This is a genomic window from Streptomyces sp. NPDC087845, from assembly GCF_044742755.1.
In the GTDB taxonomy this organism is placed as follows: domain Bacteria; phylum Actinomycetota; class Actinomycetes; order Streptomycetales; family Streptomycetaceae; genus Streptomyces.
The window spans coordinates 115495-131987 of sequence record NZ_JBIUVC010000016.1 but is presented as its reverse complement, the minus strand read 5'-3'; the positions used below and the strand labels follow the sequence as shown (position 1 = coordinate 131987).

The 16493-nt window shown below is 69.7% G+C and carries 15 protein-coding genes and 1 pseudogene; 9 read left to right on the top strand and 7 right to left on the bottom strand.

All coding sequences use genetic code 11. The features are described 5' to 3' along the window. Window positions 1-2: 2 nt before the first annotated feature. The 3 genes from ACIOMQ_RS32465 to ACIOMQ_RS32455 all read right to left on the bottom strand — a co-directional run bounded on the left by ACIOMQ_RS32465 (window position 3) and on the right by ACIOMQ_RS32455 (window position 1135). Window positions 3-284 carry a hypothetical protein gene (locus ACIOMQ_RS32465; protein WP_401269441.1) on the bottom strand — a complete coding sequence of 94 codons (282 nt, stop codon included), beginning with the start codon at window positions 282-284 and terminating at the stop codon, window positions 3-5. 81 nt (window positions 285-365) lie between these two features. Next, window positions 366-635, bottom strand: a complete 270-nt coding sequence (locus tag ACIOMQ_RS32460; protein WP_362207159.1) for a hypothetical protein — start codon at window positions 633-635, stop codon at window positions 366-368. A gap of 35 nt (window positions 636-670) precedes the next feature. After that, window positions 671-1135: a MarR family winged helix-turn-helix transcriptional regulator gene (locus ACIOMQ_RS32455; protein WP_362207157.1), complete on the bottom strand. Its 465-nt coding sequence runs from the start codon at window positions 1133-1135 to the stop codon at window positions 671-673. Window positions 1136-1198: 63 nt separating this feature from the next. On the opposite strand from ACIOMQ_RS32455, the gene ACIOMQ_RS32450 reads away from it, so the two are divergent. Then, on the top strand, window positions 1199-1606 hold the full coding sequence (locus ACIOMQ_RS32450; protein ID WP_362207155.1) for a VOC family protein: 408 nt from the start codon (window positions 1199-1201) through the stop codon (window positions 1604-1606). A gap of 181 nt (window positions 1607-1787) precedes the next feature. Here the strand turns inward: ACIOMQ_RS32450 and adhP are convergent, their stop codons facing one another. Together adhP and ACIOMQ_RS32440 are read right to left on the bottom strand one after the other, a co-directional pair. Next, complete coding sequence (gene adhP / locus ACIOMQ_RS32445) at window positions 1788-2801, bottom strand: alcohol dehydrogenase AdhP (RefSeq protein ID WP_362207153.1); 1014 nt, start codon at window positions 2799-2801, stop codon at window positions 1788-1790. 209 nt (window positions 2802-3010) lie between these two features. Next, the gene (locus tag ACIOMQ_RS32440) at window positions 3011-3562 is read right to left on the bottom strand and encodes a GH25 family lysozyme (RefSeq protein ID WP_401269445.1); all 552 of its coding nucleotides are present in this window, start codon (window positions 3560-3562) and stop codon (window positions 3011-3013) included. Between ACIOMQ_RS32440 and ACIOMQ_RS32435 the strand changes: the two genes are divergently transcribed. Further along, on the top strand, window positions 3455-4411 hold the full coding sequence (locus ACIOMQ_RS32435) for an NAD(P)-binding domain-containing protein (protein ID WP_362207150.1): 957 nt from the start codon (window positions 3455-3457) through the stop codon (window positions 4409-4411). The two genes, ACIOMQ_RS32440 and ACIOMQ_RS32435, sit on opposite strands and share 108 nt — an antisense overlap. Window positions 4412-5046: 635 nt before the next feature. On the opposite strand, the gene ACIOMQ_RS32430 is transcribed toward ACIOMQ_RS32435, so the two are convergent. After that, window positions 5047-6411, bottom strand: coding sequence for a radical SAM protein (locus ACIOMQ_RS32430; protein ID WP_362207149.1), 1365 nt, complete (start codon window positions 6409-6411; stop codon window positions 5047-5049). Window positions 6412-6568: 157 nt separating this feature from the next. Then, complete coding sequence (locus tag ACIOMQ_RS32425) at window positions 6569-7405, bottom strand: pentapeptide repeat-containing protein (RefSeq protein WP_401269448.1); 837 nt, start codon at window positions 7403-7405, stop codon at window positions 6569-6571. A gap of 221 nt (window positions 7406-7626) precedes the next feature. On the opposite strand from ACIOMQ_RS32425, the pseudogene ACIOMQ_RS32420 reads away from it, so the two are divergent. The 7 genes and pseudogenes from ACIOMQ_RS32420 (at window position 7627) to ACIOMQ_RS32390 (ending at window position 16463) form a co-directional block, all read left to right on the top strand. Further along, window positions 7627-8599 (top strand): annotated as a pseudogene (locus tag ACIOMQ_RS32420) (FAD-binding oxidoreductase). Between the two features lie 128 nt (window positions 8600-8727). After that, a complete protein-coding gene (locus ACIOMQ_RS32415; RefSeq protein WP_362207146.1) occupies window positions 8728-9213 on the top strand; it encodes a hypothetical protein in 486 nt (161 codons plus the stop codon). An 88-nt stretch (window positions 9214-9301) separates the two neighbouring features. Then, complete coding sequence (locus ACIOMQ_RS32410; RefSeq protein ID WP_362207144.1) at window positions 9302-9529, top strand: hypothetical protein; 228 nt, start codon at window positions 9302-9304, stop codon at window positions 9527-9529. 518 nt (window positions 9530-10047) lie between these two features. Further along, on the top strand, window positions 10048-11214 hold the full coding sequence (rhaI, locus tag ACIOMQ_RS32405) for an L-rhamnose isomerase (protein WP_401758246.1): 1167 nt from the start codon (window positions 10048-10050) through the stop codon (window positions 11212-11214). Window positions 11215-11291: 77 nt separating this feature from the next. After that, entirely contained in the window at window positions 11292-13337 is a 2046-nt protein-coding gene (locus ACIOMQ_RS32400) for a bifunctional aldolase/short-chain dehydrogenase (protein WP_402191454.1), read from the top strand. A 106-nt stretch (window positions 13338-13443) separates the two neighbouring features. Further along, window positions 13444-14922, top strand: coding sequence for a rhamnulokinase family protein (locus ACIOMQ_RS32395; RefSeq protein ID WP_402191451.1), 1479 nt, complete (start codon window positions 13444-13446; stop codon window positions 14920-14922). A 77-nt stretch (window positions 14923-14999) separates the two neighbouring features. After that, entirely contained in the window at window positions 15000-16463 is a 1464-nt protein-coding gene (locus ACIOMQ_RS32390) for an arabinose isomerase (RefSeq protein WP_402191447.1), read from the top strand. Window positions 16464-16493: the final 30 nt, after the last annotated feature.

Sequence of the window (16493 nt, the reverse complement as noted above, 5' to 3'; positions counted from 1 at the left end):
CCTCAAGGCCGAGGCAGGGAAGGCCCCCGGACGTCAGGGCTCTTCGGCTCGATCGCGCGGGGCACGGCGGCCGCTGTCGACGCCTCCGTCCGGATCGGCGCGGACGCAATGGTGACGGAGGACATCTGGACGTACGACCGGGTTCCCGGGCGCCGCTTGTTGCTGCCCTGGACGGCTCGGGCGTGCTCGGCGGCACCGTACAACTCCAGGCGGGATGAGGGCACGTACAGCGGGTTGACCCAGCGGCCGGAGCCGCCGGTGGAGTCCGGGCGTTCGGCGGTCACCGGGCGCGATACTGCCGCCCTCGGACATCTGCACGCGGCCCCGGCACCCCCAGGTCCTTCCGCCCGGCACGGCGGCCCGGTTCAGCCCGCCTGACCGATCGCGCTGCGGAGCATGGCGACCGTCGTTGCCGCTGCCGCGCGCTCAGCGCTGTCCTCCGTGGCACGCACCCGCTCTTCCAGGAGCACTACGGCGGCCTGGAGAACTCCCACCCGGACCGGAACGCTCTGCATCGCCGTCAGCACGGCCGCCGCCTGTTCAGCCGGGGTTGCGGTGCTGGCCTGCGGAATGAGCGTGGTGATTCCGCGCCCGAGCGCACGGTCACGAGGCGGCTGAGCCGCGGCTGTGGTCACCCGAGAAGTCTGCCGCACCGGACTCGGGTAGTCACTCAGCGACCTGACCTCGGCTCTTCGGGCTCCTCCTGGACGTGGGCGTGGACGCGCTTCAACAGCGCAGCCAGCTGCGCCCGCTCGGTGCGGGACAGGGGGGCGAGCAGCTCCTTCTGCACGGCCAGCGCCTCGCCCTGCAGCTCCGTCAGCATCGTGCGGCCCGCCGGGGTGGGCGTGACAGTCACCCGCCTGCGGTCCGTCATGTCACGGGCGCGGTCCACGAGGCCGGCCGCCGCGAGATCGTCCAGGATCTTGACCAGGTCGCTCCGGTCGATCCCCAGCCGTGACGCCAGCTCCCGCTGCACATGCGGGCCGAAATCGACCAGTGCCGACAGCACGGCCATGTGCCAGAGCTTCAGATCGCGCTCGGCCAGGCGCGCCGCCAGCCGGCTGCGGGCAGCCTTGCCGGTCTTGGACAGCAGATAGGTCGTGAGTCCCAGGAGGCTGGGCGGGGTCTCGCTCATCGACGATATCTTAGGCTGCAACCAATAATGGGTGTTCACCTACTATTCTGATCGGAGCACGTCATGGATGCCCTGCATCCCCGCCTGCTGGTCGGCAGATTCGCCGAATGCTTCCGTTTCTACGACGCTGTGCTGCCCGCTCTGATCGGGGCCACCCGGGCCAGTGGCAGCGAGTCCGGCCCGTACGCCCACTGGGACGTGGATGGCCACGGGGTACTGGTGCTCTTCGACCGCGATGCGATGGCGGCCGTCATCGGGACGGCGGACCTGCCCGCCGAGGCGCCACCCGCGCAGGATCGTTCGATGTTCGTCTGCCGGGTACCCGATGTCGACTCCGGGCTGGCGCACTGCCTCCGGCACGGCGCTTCAGCCGTTGTCGGCGCGCGCGACCGGCCGGAGTGGGGCCCCACGCTCCGCACCGCCCATGTGCGCGATCCCGAGGGCCATCTCATCGAGTTGCAGTCGTACTGAGCGAGGGGTGCGGGGCCTGCCCGTGTCCGGCCCGGGGCAGGGCCGGACACGGGGCACGGGGCACGGGCACAGGGCACGGGGCACGGGCACAGGGCACGGGGCACGGGCACAGGGCACGGGGCACGGGCACGGCTCCCGCAAGCCGCAAACAGGCGCCTCGGCCCTCCGCAGCACGTGCCGTTCAGCGCATGTCGAAGACCAGGCGGCCCGGCACCTTGCCCTTCAGCACCTCGTCGATGGACGCGTTGATGTCGTCAAGGCCCCGGCTCTCGCGGATCACGCGTGTACGGCCGAGCCGGTGCAGGCGGAACACCTCGGCGAGGTCCTCACGGGTGCCGACGATGGAGCCGACGATCTTCGTGCCGTTCAGCACCGTGTCGAAGACGGGCAGTTCCAGCTTGCCCTCGGCCGGCAGCGCCACCAGAACGAGCGTGCCGCCCCGGCGCAGCGCGCCATAGGCGGCGCTGAACGACGCGTTGCTCACGGCCAGCGAGATGGCCGCGTCCGCTCCGCCGAGCCGATGCGTCTCTTCGGCTACGTCCTGGACCCGGGCGTCGATGACGTGGTCGGCCCCCAACTCACGAGCAAGCGCCAGCTTCTCGTCGGTGACGTCGACGGCGATCGTCTCGGCACCGAAGATCCGCGCGTACTGCAGGGCAAGGTGACCCAGGCCACCGATGCCGGAGACGAGCGCGCGCGTGCCCGGGCGGGCGCCGGACAGTTTCACGGCCTTGTACGTGGTGACGCCCGCGCAGGTCAGCGGTGCCGCGTCCAGCGGGTCGATGCCGTCGGGGACCGGCACCACGTACGTTCCATGCGCGAGTGCGTACTCGGCATGGCTGCCGTCCACCGAGTAGCCGCTGTTCTGCTGTTTCAGGCAGAGCGTTTCCCAGCCGGAGACGCAGTGGTCGCAGTACCCGCACGCCTCTCCGAGCCAGGGGATGGCAACCCGGTCCCCCGCCGCGAGGTGGGTGACCTGCGCACCGGCCGCTTCGACGATGCCGATGCCCTCGTGCCCCGGCACGAACGGCGGGCTCGGCTTGACCGGCCAGTCGCCCCGCGCGGCGTGGATGTCGGTGTGGCACAGCCCGGAAGTCTCCATCCGCACGAGGACCTGGTGTCCGGCCGGTCTCGGGACCGGCCTGTCCTCGACCACCAGCTGCTCGGTGAAGCTGCGCACAACAGCGGCCTTCATGGGTGCTCCTCCGCTTCGATCGGGCACGTCCGGCTGGTCGGCCACCGTGCGACAGTACAGGTGACAGAAGCCTCGGAACAGCCTATTTCGCATGGTCCGACTTCGCTTCTTCGTGTGCCTGGAGCACTACCCGAAGTCCCCCGGCACCCCATGCCGGCGTCCCCCCGTGCCCTGTGCCCGATCGTCGGCCTCACGGCCCGCGCGTGCGGCTACCCGTCGGCCCAGTCGCGCATAGCGGTCCGCGAGGAGAAAACGGCGACATCCTTGTCGAGCGGCTGGTCGGTGTACTGATGAATGCGCCAGAACGCCTTGATCCTGGGTTTCCCCGCGGTCACGTAGTCGGCTATCCACAGGCCGTCCCCGGCGTACGACGTGGTGTCGTGATGCAGCCAGAAGTACCGGTTGCAGTACAGCAGGACTCTGTGATGGGGCCTCAGGCGCTTGACCTCACGGATGAAGCCGTCCTTTTCGGCGTTGCTCGCCCGGGTGCCTTCGCCATTCTCCTCCCAGTCCACCGCGAGCAGATCGCCCGCCTTCTCCGGAGCCTTGCTCAGGAAGTACTCCGCCTGGGCCGTGATGTCGCCCGGCCAGAGAAAGTGGTAGAAGCCGACGACGCACTCCGCGTCCCTGGCACGTTTGACCTGCGAGGTCAGATGCGGATTGACGTAGGAACGGCCTTCGGTGGCCTTGATGAGGACGAAGTCCAATCCGTCCGTGTCGAAGGACGACTGATACGCGCTGACGTCGACGCCGTGCAGCATGAGCACCGCCTCCAAGTGGGCTGGGAAATTCCGGTTCTCTCCCTGTTCGTGCCCGCAGTCGCTGCGTCCCATCCTTCCGGTGAACGAGCGAATCGTTTTGCCATTTCCCGGAATAGGGAACGGCAGCGGGTAGTTGGTGAAGCGGCGAGACCACATCACGTACCGCAGGCACCATCGGAGGTCGGATCCATGAAGATCGGCATCATCGGCGCGGGCAACATCGGCGGCAACCTCACCCGGCGTCTCACCGCGCTGGGTCACGATGTCTCCGTCGCCAACTCGCGCGGTCCGCAGACGCTCACCGCGCTCGCCGAGGAGACCGGAGCCACCCCTGTCGCGGCCTCCGAGGCCGCTCGGGGAGCCCAGGTCGTTGTCGTCACCGTCCCGCTCAAGGCCGTCCCCCAGCTGCCCTCCGGTTTCCTCGGCGGCGCAGCGGAGGGGGCCGTGGTCATCGACACGGGCAATTACTACCCGCAGCAGCGCGACGGCCGCATCGCCGCGATCGAGGAGGGTCTGCCGGAGAGCCGGTGGACCGAGCAACAGATCGGCCACCCCGTGATCAAGGCGTTCAACGGGACGTACGCGCAGGACATCCTCGACAACGGCCGCCCGACGGGCAGCCCCGCCCGTCAGGCGCTGCCGGTGGCCGGTGACGACCCGGCAGCCAAGCAGGTCGTGCGCGACCTCATCGACGAGTTGGGCTTCGACACTGTGGACGCCGGTGGCCTCGACGAATCCTGGCGCCAGCAGCCCGGCACGCCCGTCTACGGTCACCAGGGCGATGCCGAGGCCGTTGTCAAGGCGCTCGCCGAGGCGTCCCCGGAGCGCACGGCGGAGTGGCGCGCCTGACGGGCCGGGGCGCCGACGACCGGCAGGTCGACCCTTGTGGCGGTGGGCTTCGCAGGTAGGCACCGGACCGTCAGGAAGGCGCCGGTCCGGTGCGTGTACCCGTCGGCTCCGCGCGGCCGGCAATCCGGTGCGGGCAACTGATAGCCGGGTCCCGCCGCCCGCGAACCTCATGCGTGGGGGTCGGTGCCGTGACGGACCGACTCCCACGCAAGTCTCTCGACGCGGGCGGCGTCGAGAGGGGCGTGGATCGCGTCGGGCTCGCCGTTGACGAAGGGCAGCCCGAGCGGCGTGTTCTCAGCGGCGAGGCCGGAGAAGGCCGCAGGGACCCTGGTCGGGTCGCCCTCCCGCCTGCCGTCCGAGCGGGGGCACCGGCCCGGACGGGGCCGGCCATCTCCTCGTAGGCGGAGATCACAGCGGTCCGGCGGGGTGCCCCTCCCCCGGCGGCCGCGGCACGCACGGCGCCTACGCCCGGCCGGGCCCCGACTCTCGTGGGCGGTGCTGACCGATGTGGAACCGCTGCGCACCGTGCTCGCGCGGGACACCGGGGCGTACAACGTCCTGGTGCGGGGCTTCACCCGCATCGTGCGCGAACCCGCTGCCGCCGCCCGGGCGGTTACCCGAAGACCGGTTCGGTGTCACTGATCGTCGTCCGGGCGGGCCGGGAGACTGTCCATGAACGAACTGACGGAGAAGACGGCCCGGCCCGGCCCGGGCGGGCCATAGCCGGGGGGTGAGCTGAGCCCGTACTCCTCCATGGTCGCCCGGTAGGCGTCCAGCAGGCGGATGTGGTACTCAAGCGGCGCTCCGTCCGGGTTGGTCTTTCCGAGGGGAGTGGTGGGCTCCGGGCACCAGGTGGTGAAGCGCGGCGTGATGCCGTGCGACATGAAGAACCGCAGCCCTTCGGTGGTCGATTCGATGGCCTCGTTCACCGTGGTGAAGCCGAAGGGTTCGGCCATCTCGACACCCGCCACGAAGTTGGGGATGACATTGCGGGGGCCGAAGACCTCGGCCGAGTCCAGAATGCGGCGGTGCCACTCGTCGCGGCCCACGTAGCGCTCCTTGCCGGGGCAGTAGAGCTCGAACAGCCGACGGTCCCACACCTCGTAGTTGGGGTGGTAGATCTGGACACCGTAGTCGTGGAAGCGCTGCACATCGGCCTTGGGGAGGGCCTGGGCTACGACCTTGCCGATCCAGCGGCCGGGGAACCGTTCCTCGATGGCCTTCGCATACTGCCCGTAGAAGTCTGCCTCGTCGCGGCCGCCGATGTGGGACGTGATGGCGCCCCCGGTGAGTGTGTAGGCGGTGGACGTCTTCTCGGTGTCGTACTTGTCGATGATGGCCAGTGCCTCCAGGACCTCCTCGACCGGCTTCACACCGGTGTACGGACGTCCCGCCGCCTTGTGCTGGCGCCAGTTGTGGTTGATGTCGCAGTACTGGCACTCCTCCTTCGCCCCGAAGTACTGGCAGACCCGGAAGACCGTCAGATAGACGAGGTAGCCCCATTGGATGGTGGGCGCGACCTCCATCACGGACTTCCCGTTCTCAAGGGTGTGCCGGTAGTAGTCCGGCATCGGCGGCAGGCCGACGTCGGAGATCCGCTGGCCGTCGAGGTACAGCCCGAGCACGCCGTCGTCGTCGGCCGCGACGCGGTACGGGGACGCCGGGTTGACCCGTACCGACACCACCGTCCTGCGCAGCTCGTACGGGCCGCCGGTGAGCACGATCTCCTCCGGCGGGCGGCGCAGCGCGGCCGCGCCGAGCTCGGGGAGGGTTCCGTGGTCGAACGAGAAGATGAAGTACGACTTCGGTTTGACATCGCCGCCCTCGTTGTCGCTGAGGGCGGACTCGTCGAACGCCACGCCGCCGCGCAGGAGGTCTTCCTTGATGACGGCTTCCCGGGGCACGTGCGGGAATTGCTCCATGAGCCGCTCGATCAGGCGGGTGCGGCTCCCGTCGGCACCACTTCGATCGGTGCGGCTGCGGTCGGTACTGCTCGGCATGTGCGCGACTCCTCGGTCCGGTCGTCGAAGGCGTTCCGGGTACGCCACCCTGTGCAACGAGCCACGGGCGTCCGCAGTGCCCGGCCGCGAGGGCCGATTCGCCGGGTGCGGTACGGATGCCCTCCGGGCCGTCAGTGGCATGGTCCGAGCGGCGAATTCACCGGTCCCAGTGAGCGGGGCGGCTGAGCGAGGGCGGGATTCTCGTCGCCGCGTCGCCCCTCGCCGCATTGAGCTGTGCCTGGGTGACGAAGAGACTTCCGGTGAGGTCGGCACCGGACAGTTCGGCGTCACGGAAGTCGGCGCCGATCAGATCGGCCAGCCGCAGATCGGCACCCGTGAGGTCCGCCGCGATGAGGTAGGCGCCTCGCAGGTCGGCACCTCGCAGATCAGCGCCCTTGAGCCTGGCCCCGATGAGGTCGGCGCCTCGGTGGTCGCGCTTCTTCCTGCGCGGCACCGTCGCGCGTACGACTTCGCTGGTGCGGAGCAGGAGGGCGGCGACGACGTCGCGGTGGGCGGCCACGTCCAGGTCCCTGAACGCGTCCGCCGGGAGGCGGGTGAGACGTTCCGTCTCGTCGAGGGCGCTGCGTATCTCGCCCTGGAGGGAGCGCGCCGCCTCCAGGGACAGCGCTTCCGTGAGGTACCAGAGGAGTTCGTGGAGCTGCCGCACGACCGGGAACACCTGGAACATCTGCTGGGCGGTCTGCGGGGCCCGGCGCCAGTCCTGCCCGCCGAAGGTCTCGAGGGAGACCTTCTGGCCGGCCCCGAAGCAGTCGTAGACGGTGCAACCGGGGAAGCCCTGGGTCCGGAGTTCGGTGTGGATGCCGCAGCGGAAGTCCCTCTGCAGATTGCGGCAGGGCTTCCCGGCATCCTTGTTGATCGCGAAGTCCGCGGACCGGGTCAGGGTCAGGGCCACGCAGCACAGCCCGAAACAGCTGGCGCAGTCGGCGCGCAGGGCGGCACGGTCGGTGCCGGGGCGTGGGGCGTTGTCGGGCACAGTGCGTGGATCCTCTGGGATACGGAGCTTTCGGACGGTCGACCCTATCGGGATCCGTCGTCCGTGCACACCGATTTGATGATCATCATGGAGGGGTTATCGCACTGGAGTCCCTTTCGGCGCCCTGCACGTGAAGCGGATCAGGAGGGCTCCGCTCCGGGCTGGGACCCGTGCGCGCGACGATGGTGGTTATTGCACCTTTCCAGGAGGCGACCACGGGCGTGGCGAACGGACCAGCCGACGGCATCCCTGCCCGGCGGGTACCCACGGATCCGGCCGGCCTTGCCCGGTACCGGCACGACGAGGCCGAGTGGTCCCCTTACGGCACACCCCTGGCCGTGGTGCGCCCGCAGACCACCGAAGAGGTACGGGACGTGGTCCGGCACTGTCTGACCCATCGCATCCCGCTCGTGCCACGTGGCGCCGGTACCGGCCTCTCGAGTGGGGCGAACGCCGTCGACGGGGCGATCGTCCTGTCCTTCGAGGACTTCGAGGACATGGACCGGATCATTCGCATCGACACCGGGGAGCACCTGGCCGTCGTCCATCCGGGTCGTCAACGACGATCTGCTGGCGGCCTGCGCGGAGCACGGACTTTGGTACCCGCCGGACCCGGCGAGCTCGCCCTGGTCGACGATCGGTGGGAACGTCGCGACCAACGCGGGTGGGATGTGTTGCGTCAAGTACGGCGTGACACGCGACTACGTGCTCGGTCCGGAGGTGGTCAACGGGCTCGGTGAGGCCGTCCCGCTCGGCCGGCGCACCGCGATGGGCGTCGCGGGATACGACGACGTCTGTGTGCCCCGGACCGCGGTGCCCGAGATGCTGGCCCGGATCGGGAGGACAGCGGCCCGGCACGACATTCTGGTGGCCAACACCGCCCATGCCGGGGACGGCAACCTGCATCCGCTGATCATCACCCCGCCCGGTGACGAAGCCGCGCGTGCGCGTGCCCGGTCGGCGTTCGAGGACATCCTCGACGACGCTCTCGCGCTCGGGGGGACCGTGACGGGCGAGCACGGGGTCGGGCTGCTGAAGATGCGCGGCATGAAAAAGGAGCTGGGTTCCGCGGTACTGAGCATGCATCACGCGGTGAAGACTGCACTGGACCCGTACGGCATTCTCAATCCGGGCAAGGTGCTCCGCGGGGGTGGTGCACCGTCGTCCGACGAGAAGGGCGCCCCGCCCGCGTAGCGGAGCCGACGGCTGCGGTGCCGGCGGCGTCGGCGTCCGGGGTGGCCCGTGCCCCGCGCCGGAGCCGTTGTCAGTGGGGCGACGCACACTGGCAGTACGCCAAGGGTCAAGGGGCAGGAGGGACGCAGATGGGCATCGAGCACGAGACCGGCTTCGAACCCGCTACCGGGGACGGCCCGCCGGCACCGGACAGGGGCCGGGCCGCTTCGGTACGGACGGCGTTCGAAGGCATGATGCAGATCCGGCGGCTGACGAATACCAGGCACACGGCCCCGGAGGGCGTACCCGCGCAGTGGGAGACGCTCCGGCCGATACGGGCCGTCGCTCTGGCCCTGGAGGCATCGGGCCTGGCCGCCTCGGCCGTTGACGGGTCGGGCGTGCGTACGGCGACCGGGTATCGCCTGCTGCGCGGCGAGGCGCCAGGCAGCGTGAGGGTCGAGTGGCTCGGTCCGCCCGGCAGTGGAGCCGCGCATGCGGAGGAGGCCGAACTGGGCCGGTGCGCCGCCGCGCTGCGGGAGTTGGGCTGGACGGCGTTGCTGTACCGCGGGTCGCGGCGCCGAAGATTCCTGGAGGTCGAACCGCCACCCGGTGTCCGACGGCCGAACGGCGGCTAGCCGGCGGCCCCGGGCCGCCGTGGGAGGCCATTGTCAGACCTATGGGGGATGCTGGTGGGTCCGACACCTCTGACCGGGAGATGCTGAGATGCGCAATGACGAACTCGCCGCGGCCCAGGCGTATGTCCGACTGCTGGAGGCCACTCGGGCCGCGCTGGCGGAGCCTGACGAAGGCCCCTTGTATGTGCCCTTGCTCGCCTCTCCGATCGCGGAGGCGGATGTGGCGCTGGAGCGCGCGGGGCTCTGCGGCAATGAGTCCCGGTTCTTCGATCTCGTGCGCTCGCTTCAGCCGAGCATGTCCGGCAGCGGTCACTGACCGGGTCCGTTGAACGGCACCGTACGGTCGCTCGAACAGACCTGCCGAAGAGGGCCGTGCGGTCGCCGAACAGGTCCGGCGGACGGCACTGCGGTCGTTGAACGGCACCGCGCGTCCGCGGCGCGCTCCATCCCCGGGCGGACGGGGTGGGCCCGCCAGGCCGTGGAGCCGCGCCGTCGATCCACGGGCAGGCGGCTCGACGGGCGTTGCCGTCTCACGCCGCCGCTCTTCACCTCGTCGCCCCGATGCGCCACCATCCTCTCCATGAACCGGCGGCCCGGGCCTGCCCCGAGGCCACTCGCTGCCTGTCCGTCCGCACCGAGTCGCCCGTACCGCGTCGCCTCCCCCTCCCTGAAGTGCCCTCCTCCACCGCGGTGAATTGATTCAAGCCGAAAGGGAACCCAGCTCGTCGCTTGACTGGAGGCTTGTGGCAAATCTAGCGTGAGACTCGGATGAATCGATTCACACACCATTCGAACGACCACCGGTCGCTGGATGACTCCGCTTGTGAGGTGTTCATGTCTGATGTGTCGGCCGTCAAGGCAGCTCTGAAGTCCCAGGTGATCGAGACACCGTCGTGGGGGTACGGGAACTCGGGGACTCGGTTCAAGGTGTTCGCGCAGTCGGGTGTCCCGCGCGACCCGTTCGAAAAGCTGGAGGACGCGGCTCAGGTGAACGCCTTCACGGGTGTGGCGCCGAAGGTGTCGTTGCACATCCCGTGGGACAAGGTCGAGGACTACTCCGTGCTCACCCGGCGTGCCACGGATCTCGGGCTGCGGATCGGTGCGATCAACTCCAATGTCTTCCAGGACGACGACTTCAAGCTGGGGTCGGTCACCCATCCCGACCCGAAGGTGCGCCGCAAGGCGACCGACCACCTGCTGGAGTGCGTCGACATCATGGACCGAACGGGGTCCTCCGATCTCAAGCTCTGGTTCTCCGACGGCACGAACTACCCCGGGCAGGACGACATCGCGGCCCGTCAGGAGCGACTCGCCGAGGCGCTGGCCGAGGTGTACGGGCGCCTGGGTGACGACCAGCGGATGCTGCTGGAGTACAAGCTGTTCGAGCCCGCCTTCTACACGACGGATGTGCCGGACTGGGGCACGGCCTACGCGCACTGCCTCAACCTCGGCCCGAAGGCCCAGGTGGTCGTGGACACCGGGCACCACGCACCGGGCACCAACATCGAGTTCATCGTGGCGTTCCTGCTTCGTGCGGGAAGGCTGGGCGCGTTCGACTTCAACTCCCGGTTCTACGCCGACGACGACCTGATGGTCGGTGCCGCCGATCCGTTCCAGTTGTTCCGGATCATGCATGAAGTGGTCAAGAACGGTGGTCTGAAGTCCGAGACGAACGTCAATTTCATGCTCGACCAGTGCCACAACATCGAGGCGAAGATCCCTGCGGTGATCCGGTCGGTCGCCAATGTGCAGGAAGCGACCGCCAAGGCGCTGCTGATCGACACGGCTGCGCTGGGCGCCGCGCAGCAGACCGGCGATGTGCTCGCCGCGAACGGTGTCCTGATGGACGCGTACAACACCGACGTCCGTCCGCTGCTCGCCGAGGTGCGTGAGGAACTCGGCCTGGCCAAGGATCCGTTCGCCGCATATCTGGCCTCGGGCAATCAGGAGCGGATCGCCGCCGCCCGGGTCGGCGGCGAGCAGGCCGGCTGGGGCGCCTGATTCTCCCCCCGCCTCGCTCACCCGTACACCCGTCCGACCGTTTCGGCTCGGCCCCGCCCCGACCCCGAAGGAATCTCATGACGTCCGCGACGCACGCCGAAGTCGCCGCTCTCCTGGAGCGCGCCCACCGGATCGGCTCCGACGCCCGCAACACCAACTACGCAGGTGGCAACACATCGGTGAAGGCCACCGGCACCGACCCGGTCACGGGTGCCGGGACCGAGCTGCTGTGGGTCAAGGGGTCCGGTGGTGATCTGGGTACCCTGACCGAGGCCGGACTCGCGGTGCTGCGCCTGGACCGGGTGCGCGCGCTCAAGAACGTGTACCCCGGGGTGGAGCATGAGGACGAGATGGTGCCCGCGTTCGACTACTGCCTGCACGGCAAGGGCGGCGCCGCCCCCTCCATCGACACGGCCATGCACGCACTGGTCGAGGCCGCGCACGTCGATCATCTGCACCCGGACTCGGGGATCGCGCTGGCGTGCTCCGACGACGGGGAGAAGCTCACGGCGGAGTGTTTCGGCGACAAGGTGGCCTGGGTGGGCTGGCGCCGGCCCGGGTTCCAGCTCGGTCTGGACATCGCCGCGGTCAAGGAGGCCAACCCGCAGGCCGTCGGTGTGGTCCTCGGCGGCCACGGCATCACGGCGTGGGGCGAGACGTCCGAGGAGTGCGAGGACAACGCTCTCTGGATGATCCGCACGGCCGAGGCATTTCTCCAGGAGCGGGGCAAAGCAGAACCGTTCGGCCCCGTGTGGGCGGGCCGCGAGGCCCTTGCCGAGGAGCGGCGCCTGGAGCGCGCCGCCGCGCTCGCCCCGGTGATCCGCGGCCTGGCCTCCACCGACCGTCCGCAGGTGGGTCACTTCACCGACACGGAGCCCGTGCTGGACTTCCTCGCCCGTGCCGAACATCCGCGGCTCGCCTCGCTCGGCACCTCGTGCCCGGACCACTTCCTCCGTACGAAGGTCAGGCCGCTGGTCCTCGATCTGCCCGCGGACGCCCCGCTGGACGAGGCCCAGGCCCGTCTGAAGGAGCAGCACGAGGAGTACCGGGAGGCATATCGCGCGTACTACGAGCGTCACGCCACGCCCGACTCCCCCGCGATGCGCGGCGCGGATCCCGCGATCGTGCTGGTGCCCGGGGTCGGCATGTTCTCCTTCGGCAAGGACAAGCAGACCGCCCGGGTCGCCGGGGAGTTCTACCTCAACGCCGTCAATGTGATGCGTGGCGCCGAGGCGGTCTCCTCGTACGCGCCGATCGAGGAGTCCGAGAAGTTCCGGATCGAGTACTGGGAGCTGGAGGAGGCCAAGCTGCGCCGGATGCCGAAGCCCAAGCCGCTGGCCACCCGGGTGGCACTGGTCACGGGCGCGGCGTCCGGTATCGGCAAGGCCATCGCGCACCGGCTGGTCGCCGAGGGGGCGTGTGTCGTCGTCGCGGACCTGGACGCGGAGAGCGCCGCCGCGGTGGCGCGCGATCTCGGCGGGCCCGACAAGGCTGTCGCGGTGACGGTCGATGTGACCAGCGAGGAGCAGATCGCCGGGGCGTTCAAGGCCGCCGTGCTGGCGTTCGGCGGTGTGGATCTCGTCGTGAACAATGCGGGGATCTCGATCTCCAAACCGCTTCTCGAAACCACGGCCCGGGACTGGGACCTCCAGCACGACATCATGGCGCGCGGCTCGTTCCTGGTCTCGCGTGAGGCCGCGCGGGTGATGCGGGCGCAGAACCTCGGCGGCGACATCGTCTACATCGCGTCGAAGAACGCCGTGTTCGCCGGCCCGAACAACATCGCCTACTCGGCGACCAAGGCCGATCAGGCTCACCAGGTGCGGCTGTTGGCGGCGGAGTTGGGCGAGTACGGGATCCGGGTGAACGGCATCAATCCCGACGGCGTGGTGCGGGGTTCGGGCATCTTCGCAGCCGGCTGGGGTGCCCAGCGTGCGGCGACGTACGGCATCGAGGAGGAGAAGCTCGGTGAGTTCTACGCCCAGCGGACGCTTCTGAAGCGCGAGGTGCTCCCGGAGCACGTCGCGAACGCCCTCTTCGCGCTGACCGGCGGGGATCTGACGCACACGACCGGACTGCACATTCCCGTCGACGCCGGTGTGACGGGGGCGTTCCTTCGATGACCACCGTCCCGGCGGTGGTCCGCGTACCGGCGATGGTCCGCATTCCTGCGCCGCGCCGCGTCCCCACGACGCCTCACGTCCCCGCGACGAGCCGGATGGGACGTCCATGTCTGTGACAGCACACAACGAGGCGGTCTTCGCGGCCGTGGACCTCGGTGCCACCAGCGGGCGGGTGATCACCGGCCGGACCGGACCGGGGAAGCTGGTGCTGACCGAGGCACACCGCTTCCCCAACGCCCCGGTCCGGCTGCCGGACGGGCTGCGGTGGAACGTGCTGGCCCTCTACCAGGGGATGCTGGACGGTCTGCGGACGGCTGCGCGCAGCGGCCCGGTCACCTCGATCGGCGTCGACACGTGGGCGGTCGACTACGGCCTGCTCGATGCCGACGGGGCGCTGCTCGGGCTGCCGTTCCACTACCGCGACGGCCGCAACGGCAAGGCGGCCGAGGAGGTGCTGGCCGCATGCGGGGCGAAGGAGCTGTACACGGTCGGCGGATTGCAGCATCTGCCGTTCAACACGGTGTTCCAGCTCGCCGCACACCGTGCGAGTGCCCAGTGGGGGACGGCACGAACGATGCTGCTGATCCCTGATCTGCTGGTGCACTGGCTGACCGGCACGGTGGGTGCGGAGATCACCAACGCTTCGACGACCGGCCTCTTCGACGCGTCTGCCGGTACCTGGTCCGACACGCTGATCGGCCGGCTGGGGCTGGAGCGTTCCTGGTTCCCGCCGTTGCGTGAGCCGGGCGACCCGGCAGGGACGCTGTTGCCGCATGTGGCCGAGTACACCGGCCTCGCGGCCGGTACACGGGTGACGACCGTCGCCTCGCACGACACGGCGTCGGCGGTCGCCGCGGTCCCCGCGACCGAGCCCGGATTCGCCTATGTGTCCTGTGGCACCTGGTCATTGGCGGGTCTGGAGTTGGCGGCTCCGGTGCTGACGGAGGAGTCCCGGGCGGCGAACTTCACCAATGAGCGCGGGGTGGACGGGACCGTCCGCTTTCTGCGCAACATCATGGGCATGTGGCTTCTGGAGGAGTGCTGCCGTGCCTGGGATCGCAACGGTACGGCTCCGAGTCTGCCCGGACTGCTCGCGGAGGCGGCCAGGGCCCGGCCGTTCACCGCGGTGATCGACCCCGACGACGAGGCGTTCCTCGCACCGGACGACATGCCCTCGCGCATCGACGCCCACCTCGTACGGACCGGACAGGCGCCTCCCGGGAGCCCCGGCGGGTATGTGCGGTGTGTGCTGGAGAGTCTGGCGCTGGCGCATCGCAGAACGCTGCGACAGGCCGCCCGGCTGGCTGGGTGGGAACCGGCCCGGATCCATCTCGTCGGCGGGGGTTCGCGCAACGAGCTGTTGTGCCAGTGGACCGCGGATGCCACCGGGCTGCCCGTCACAGCCGGTCCGGCCGAGGCGACCGCGCTCGGCAACGTCCTGTTGCAGGCACGCGCCCATGGCCTGGTGGGCGATCTCCTGGACATGCGACGACTCGTCGCGCGGACCCAGGAACTGCGCCAGTACACCCCGCAGGGAGATCAACGTGCCTGGGACCGGGCCGCCGCGAGGCTGGGGACGGACTGAGACCTGGGCGCCTCGGCACGGAGGACGGTCCCCGTCCGGGGCTCGGACCCCCGATGGATGACGAAGGAAGGAAGCTCATGACTGATGTCTCTCCTGCCGTGCTCGACGGCGTGCTCGCCCGCACGACACGCCGCCGTACCCGCGTCGGCCTGGTCTCCGGTGGACTGGGGGCGTACTGGCCGCAGTTCCCCGGGCTCCTCGACCAACTGCGGGAATCGGCGCGCTTCGTGACCGGGCGGTTCGAGGAGCTGGGCTGCGAGGTCGTCGACGCCGGCTTCATCTCCGACCCGCAGGAGGCAGCAAGGGCCGCGGAACAGCTGCGCAGGGCCGACTGCGACATCGTCGTCACGTTCCTGACGACGTATCTCACGGCCTCGATGGTCCTGCCGATCGCCCAGCGCACCCACACCCCGGTTCTGGTCATCGACCTCCAGCCGACCGAGGCGATGGACCACCCGAACACCGGCACGGGCCAGTGGCTGGCGTACTGCGGACAGTGCCCGCTGCCGGAGGTCGCCAATGTGTTCCGGCGCAGCGGCATCCCCTTCCGCTCCGTCACCGGCCATCTGCACGACGAGAACGCCTGGAACCGGATCCGCCGGTGGCTCTCCGCCGCCCGGGTGCGCGGCGCGCTGCGGCACGGCCGGCACGGACTGATGGGCCACCTCTACCCGGGGATGCTCGACGTCTCCACCGACATGACCCTGGTCTCCGGCCAGTTCGGCGGACACGTCGAGGTTCTCGAATTCGATGACCTGCGGGTCCGGGTCGCCGCCGTGACGGACGAGGAGGCGGCCGAGCGCGTCACGCTCGCGCACAGGGTCTTCACCCTCGACGACTCCGTGGCCGAGGACGATCTCCTCTGGGCCGCCCGGGTGTCGGTCGGCCTTGACCGGCTCGTGGAGGACTTCGCGCTCGACAGCCTCGCCTACTACCATCGCGGGCTGGAGGGCGAGATCCACGAGCGGCTCGGCGCGGGCATGATCCTCGGCGCGTCGCTGCTGACCGCCCGGGGCATCCCGATGGCCGGGGAGTACGAGCTGCGCACCAGCCTCGCCATGCTGATCGCCGACACCATCGGCGCAGGCGGCTCCTTCACCGAGCTCCAGGCCCTCAACTTCCGTGACCGGGTCGTCGAGATGGGGCACGACGGCCCGGCCCATCTCGCGATCAGCGCCAAGGATCCGCTGCTGCGCGGGCTGGGCGTCTATCACGGCAAACGCGGCTGGGGCGTCAGTGTCGAGTTCGACGTCGAGCACGGTCCTGTCACCACGTTCGGTGTCGGTCAGGAGGCGGACGGCACCTTCACGTTCATCGCCTCCGAGGGCGAAGTCGTCCCGGGACCTGTGCTGGAGATCGGCAACACCACCTCACGCGTCGACTTCGGCTTCGACCCCGGTGAATGGACCGATGCCTGGTCCGCAACCGGCATCGGCCACCACTGGGCTCTCTGCACAGGCCACCGTGCCAAGGACTTCAAGGCCGCGGCCGATCTCCTCGGCGTGCCGTTCCGCACCGTCACCGGCCCCAATGACCTATGACAGTTCCGCGGTTCCGGTGCGTCCCCGCAC

What these genes read in the sequence shown, in the direction of transcription:
- ACIOMQ_RS32440 (WP_401269445.1), bottom strand. Translation starts at nt 3,562, where the DNA reads ATGCTGCACGGCGTCGACGTCAGCGCGTATCAGTCGTCCTTCGACACG.
- rhaI (WP_401758246.1), top strand. Translation starts at nt 10,048, where the DNA reads ATGTCTGATGTGTCGGCCGTCAAGGCAGCTCTGAAGTCCCAGGTGATC.
- ACIOMQ_RS32435 (WP_362207150.1), top strand. Translation starts at nt 3,455, where the DNA reads ATGCGGATTGACGTAGGAACGGCCTTCGGTGGCCTTGATGAGGACGAA.
- ACIOMQ_RS32450 (WP_362207155.1), top strand. Translation starts at nt 1,199, where the DNA reads ATGGATGCCCTGCATCCCCGCCTGCTGGTCGGCAGATTCGCCGAATGC.
- ACIOMQ_RS32430 (WP_362207149.1), bottom strand. Translation starts at nt 6,411, where the DNA reads ATGCCGAGCAGTACCGACCGCAGCCGCACCGATCGAAGTGGTGCCGAC.
- ACIOMQ_RS32395 (WP_402191451.1), top strand. Translation starts at nt 13,444, where the DNA reads ATGTCTGTGACAGCACACAACGAGGCGGTCTTCGCGGCCGTGGACCTC.
- ACIOMQ_RS32410 (WP_362207144.1), top strand. Translation starts at nt 9,302, where the DNA reads ATGCGCAATGACGAACTCGCCGCGGCCCAGGCGTATGTCCGACTGCTG.
- adhP (WP_362207153.1), bottom strand. Translation starts at nt 2,801, where the DNA reads ATGAAGGCCGCTGTTGTGCGCAGCTTCACCGAGCAGCTGGTGGTCGAG.
- ACIOMQ_RS32455 (WP_362207157.1), bottom strand. Translation starts at nt 1,135, where the DNA reads ATGAGCGAGACCCCGCCCAGCCTCCTGGGACTCACGACCTATCTGCTG.
- ACIOMQ_RS32400 (WP_402191454.1), top strand. Translation starts at nt 11,292, where the DNA reads ATGACGTCCGCGACGCACGCCGAAGTCGCCGCTCTCCTGGAGCGCGCC.
- ACIOMQ_RS32390 (WP_402191447.1), top strand. Translation starts at nt 15,000, where the DNA reads ATGACTGATGTCTCTCCTGCCGTGCTCGACGGCGTGCTCGCCCGCACG.
- ACIOMQ_RS32415 (WP_362207146.1), top strand. Translation starts at nt 8,728, where the DNA reads ATGGGCATCGAGCACGAGACCGGCTTCGAACCCGCTACCGGGGACGGC.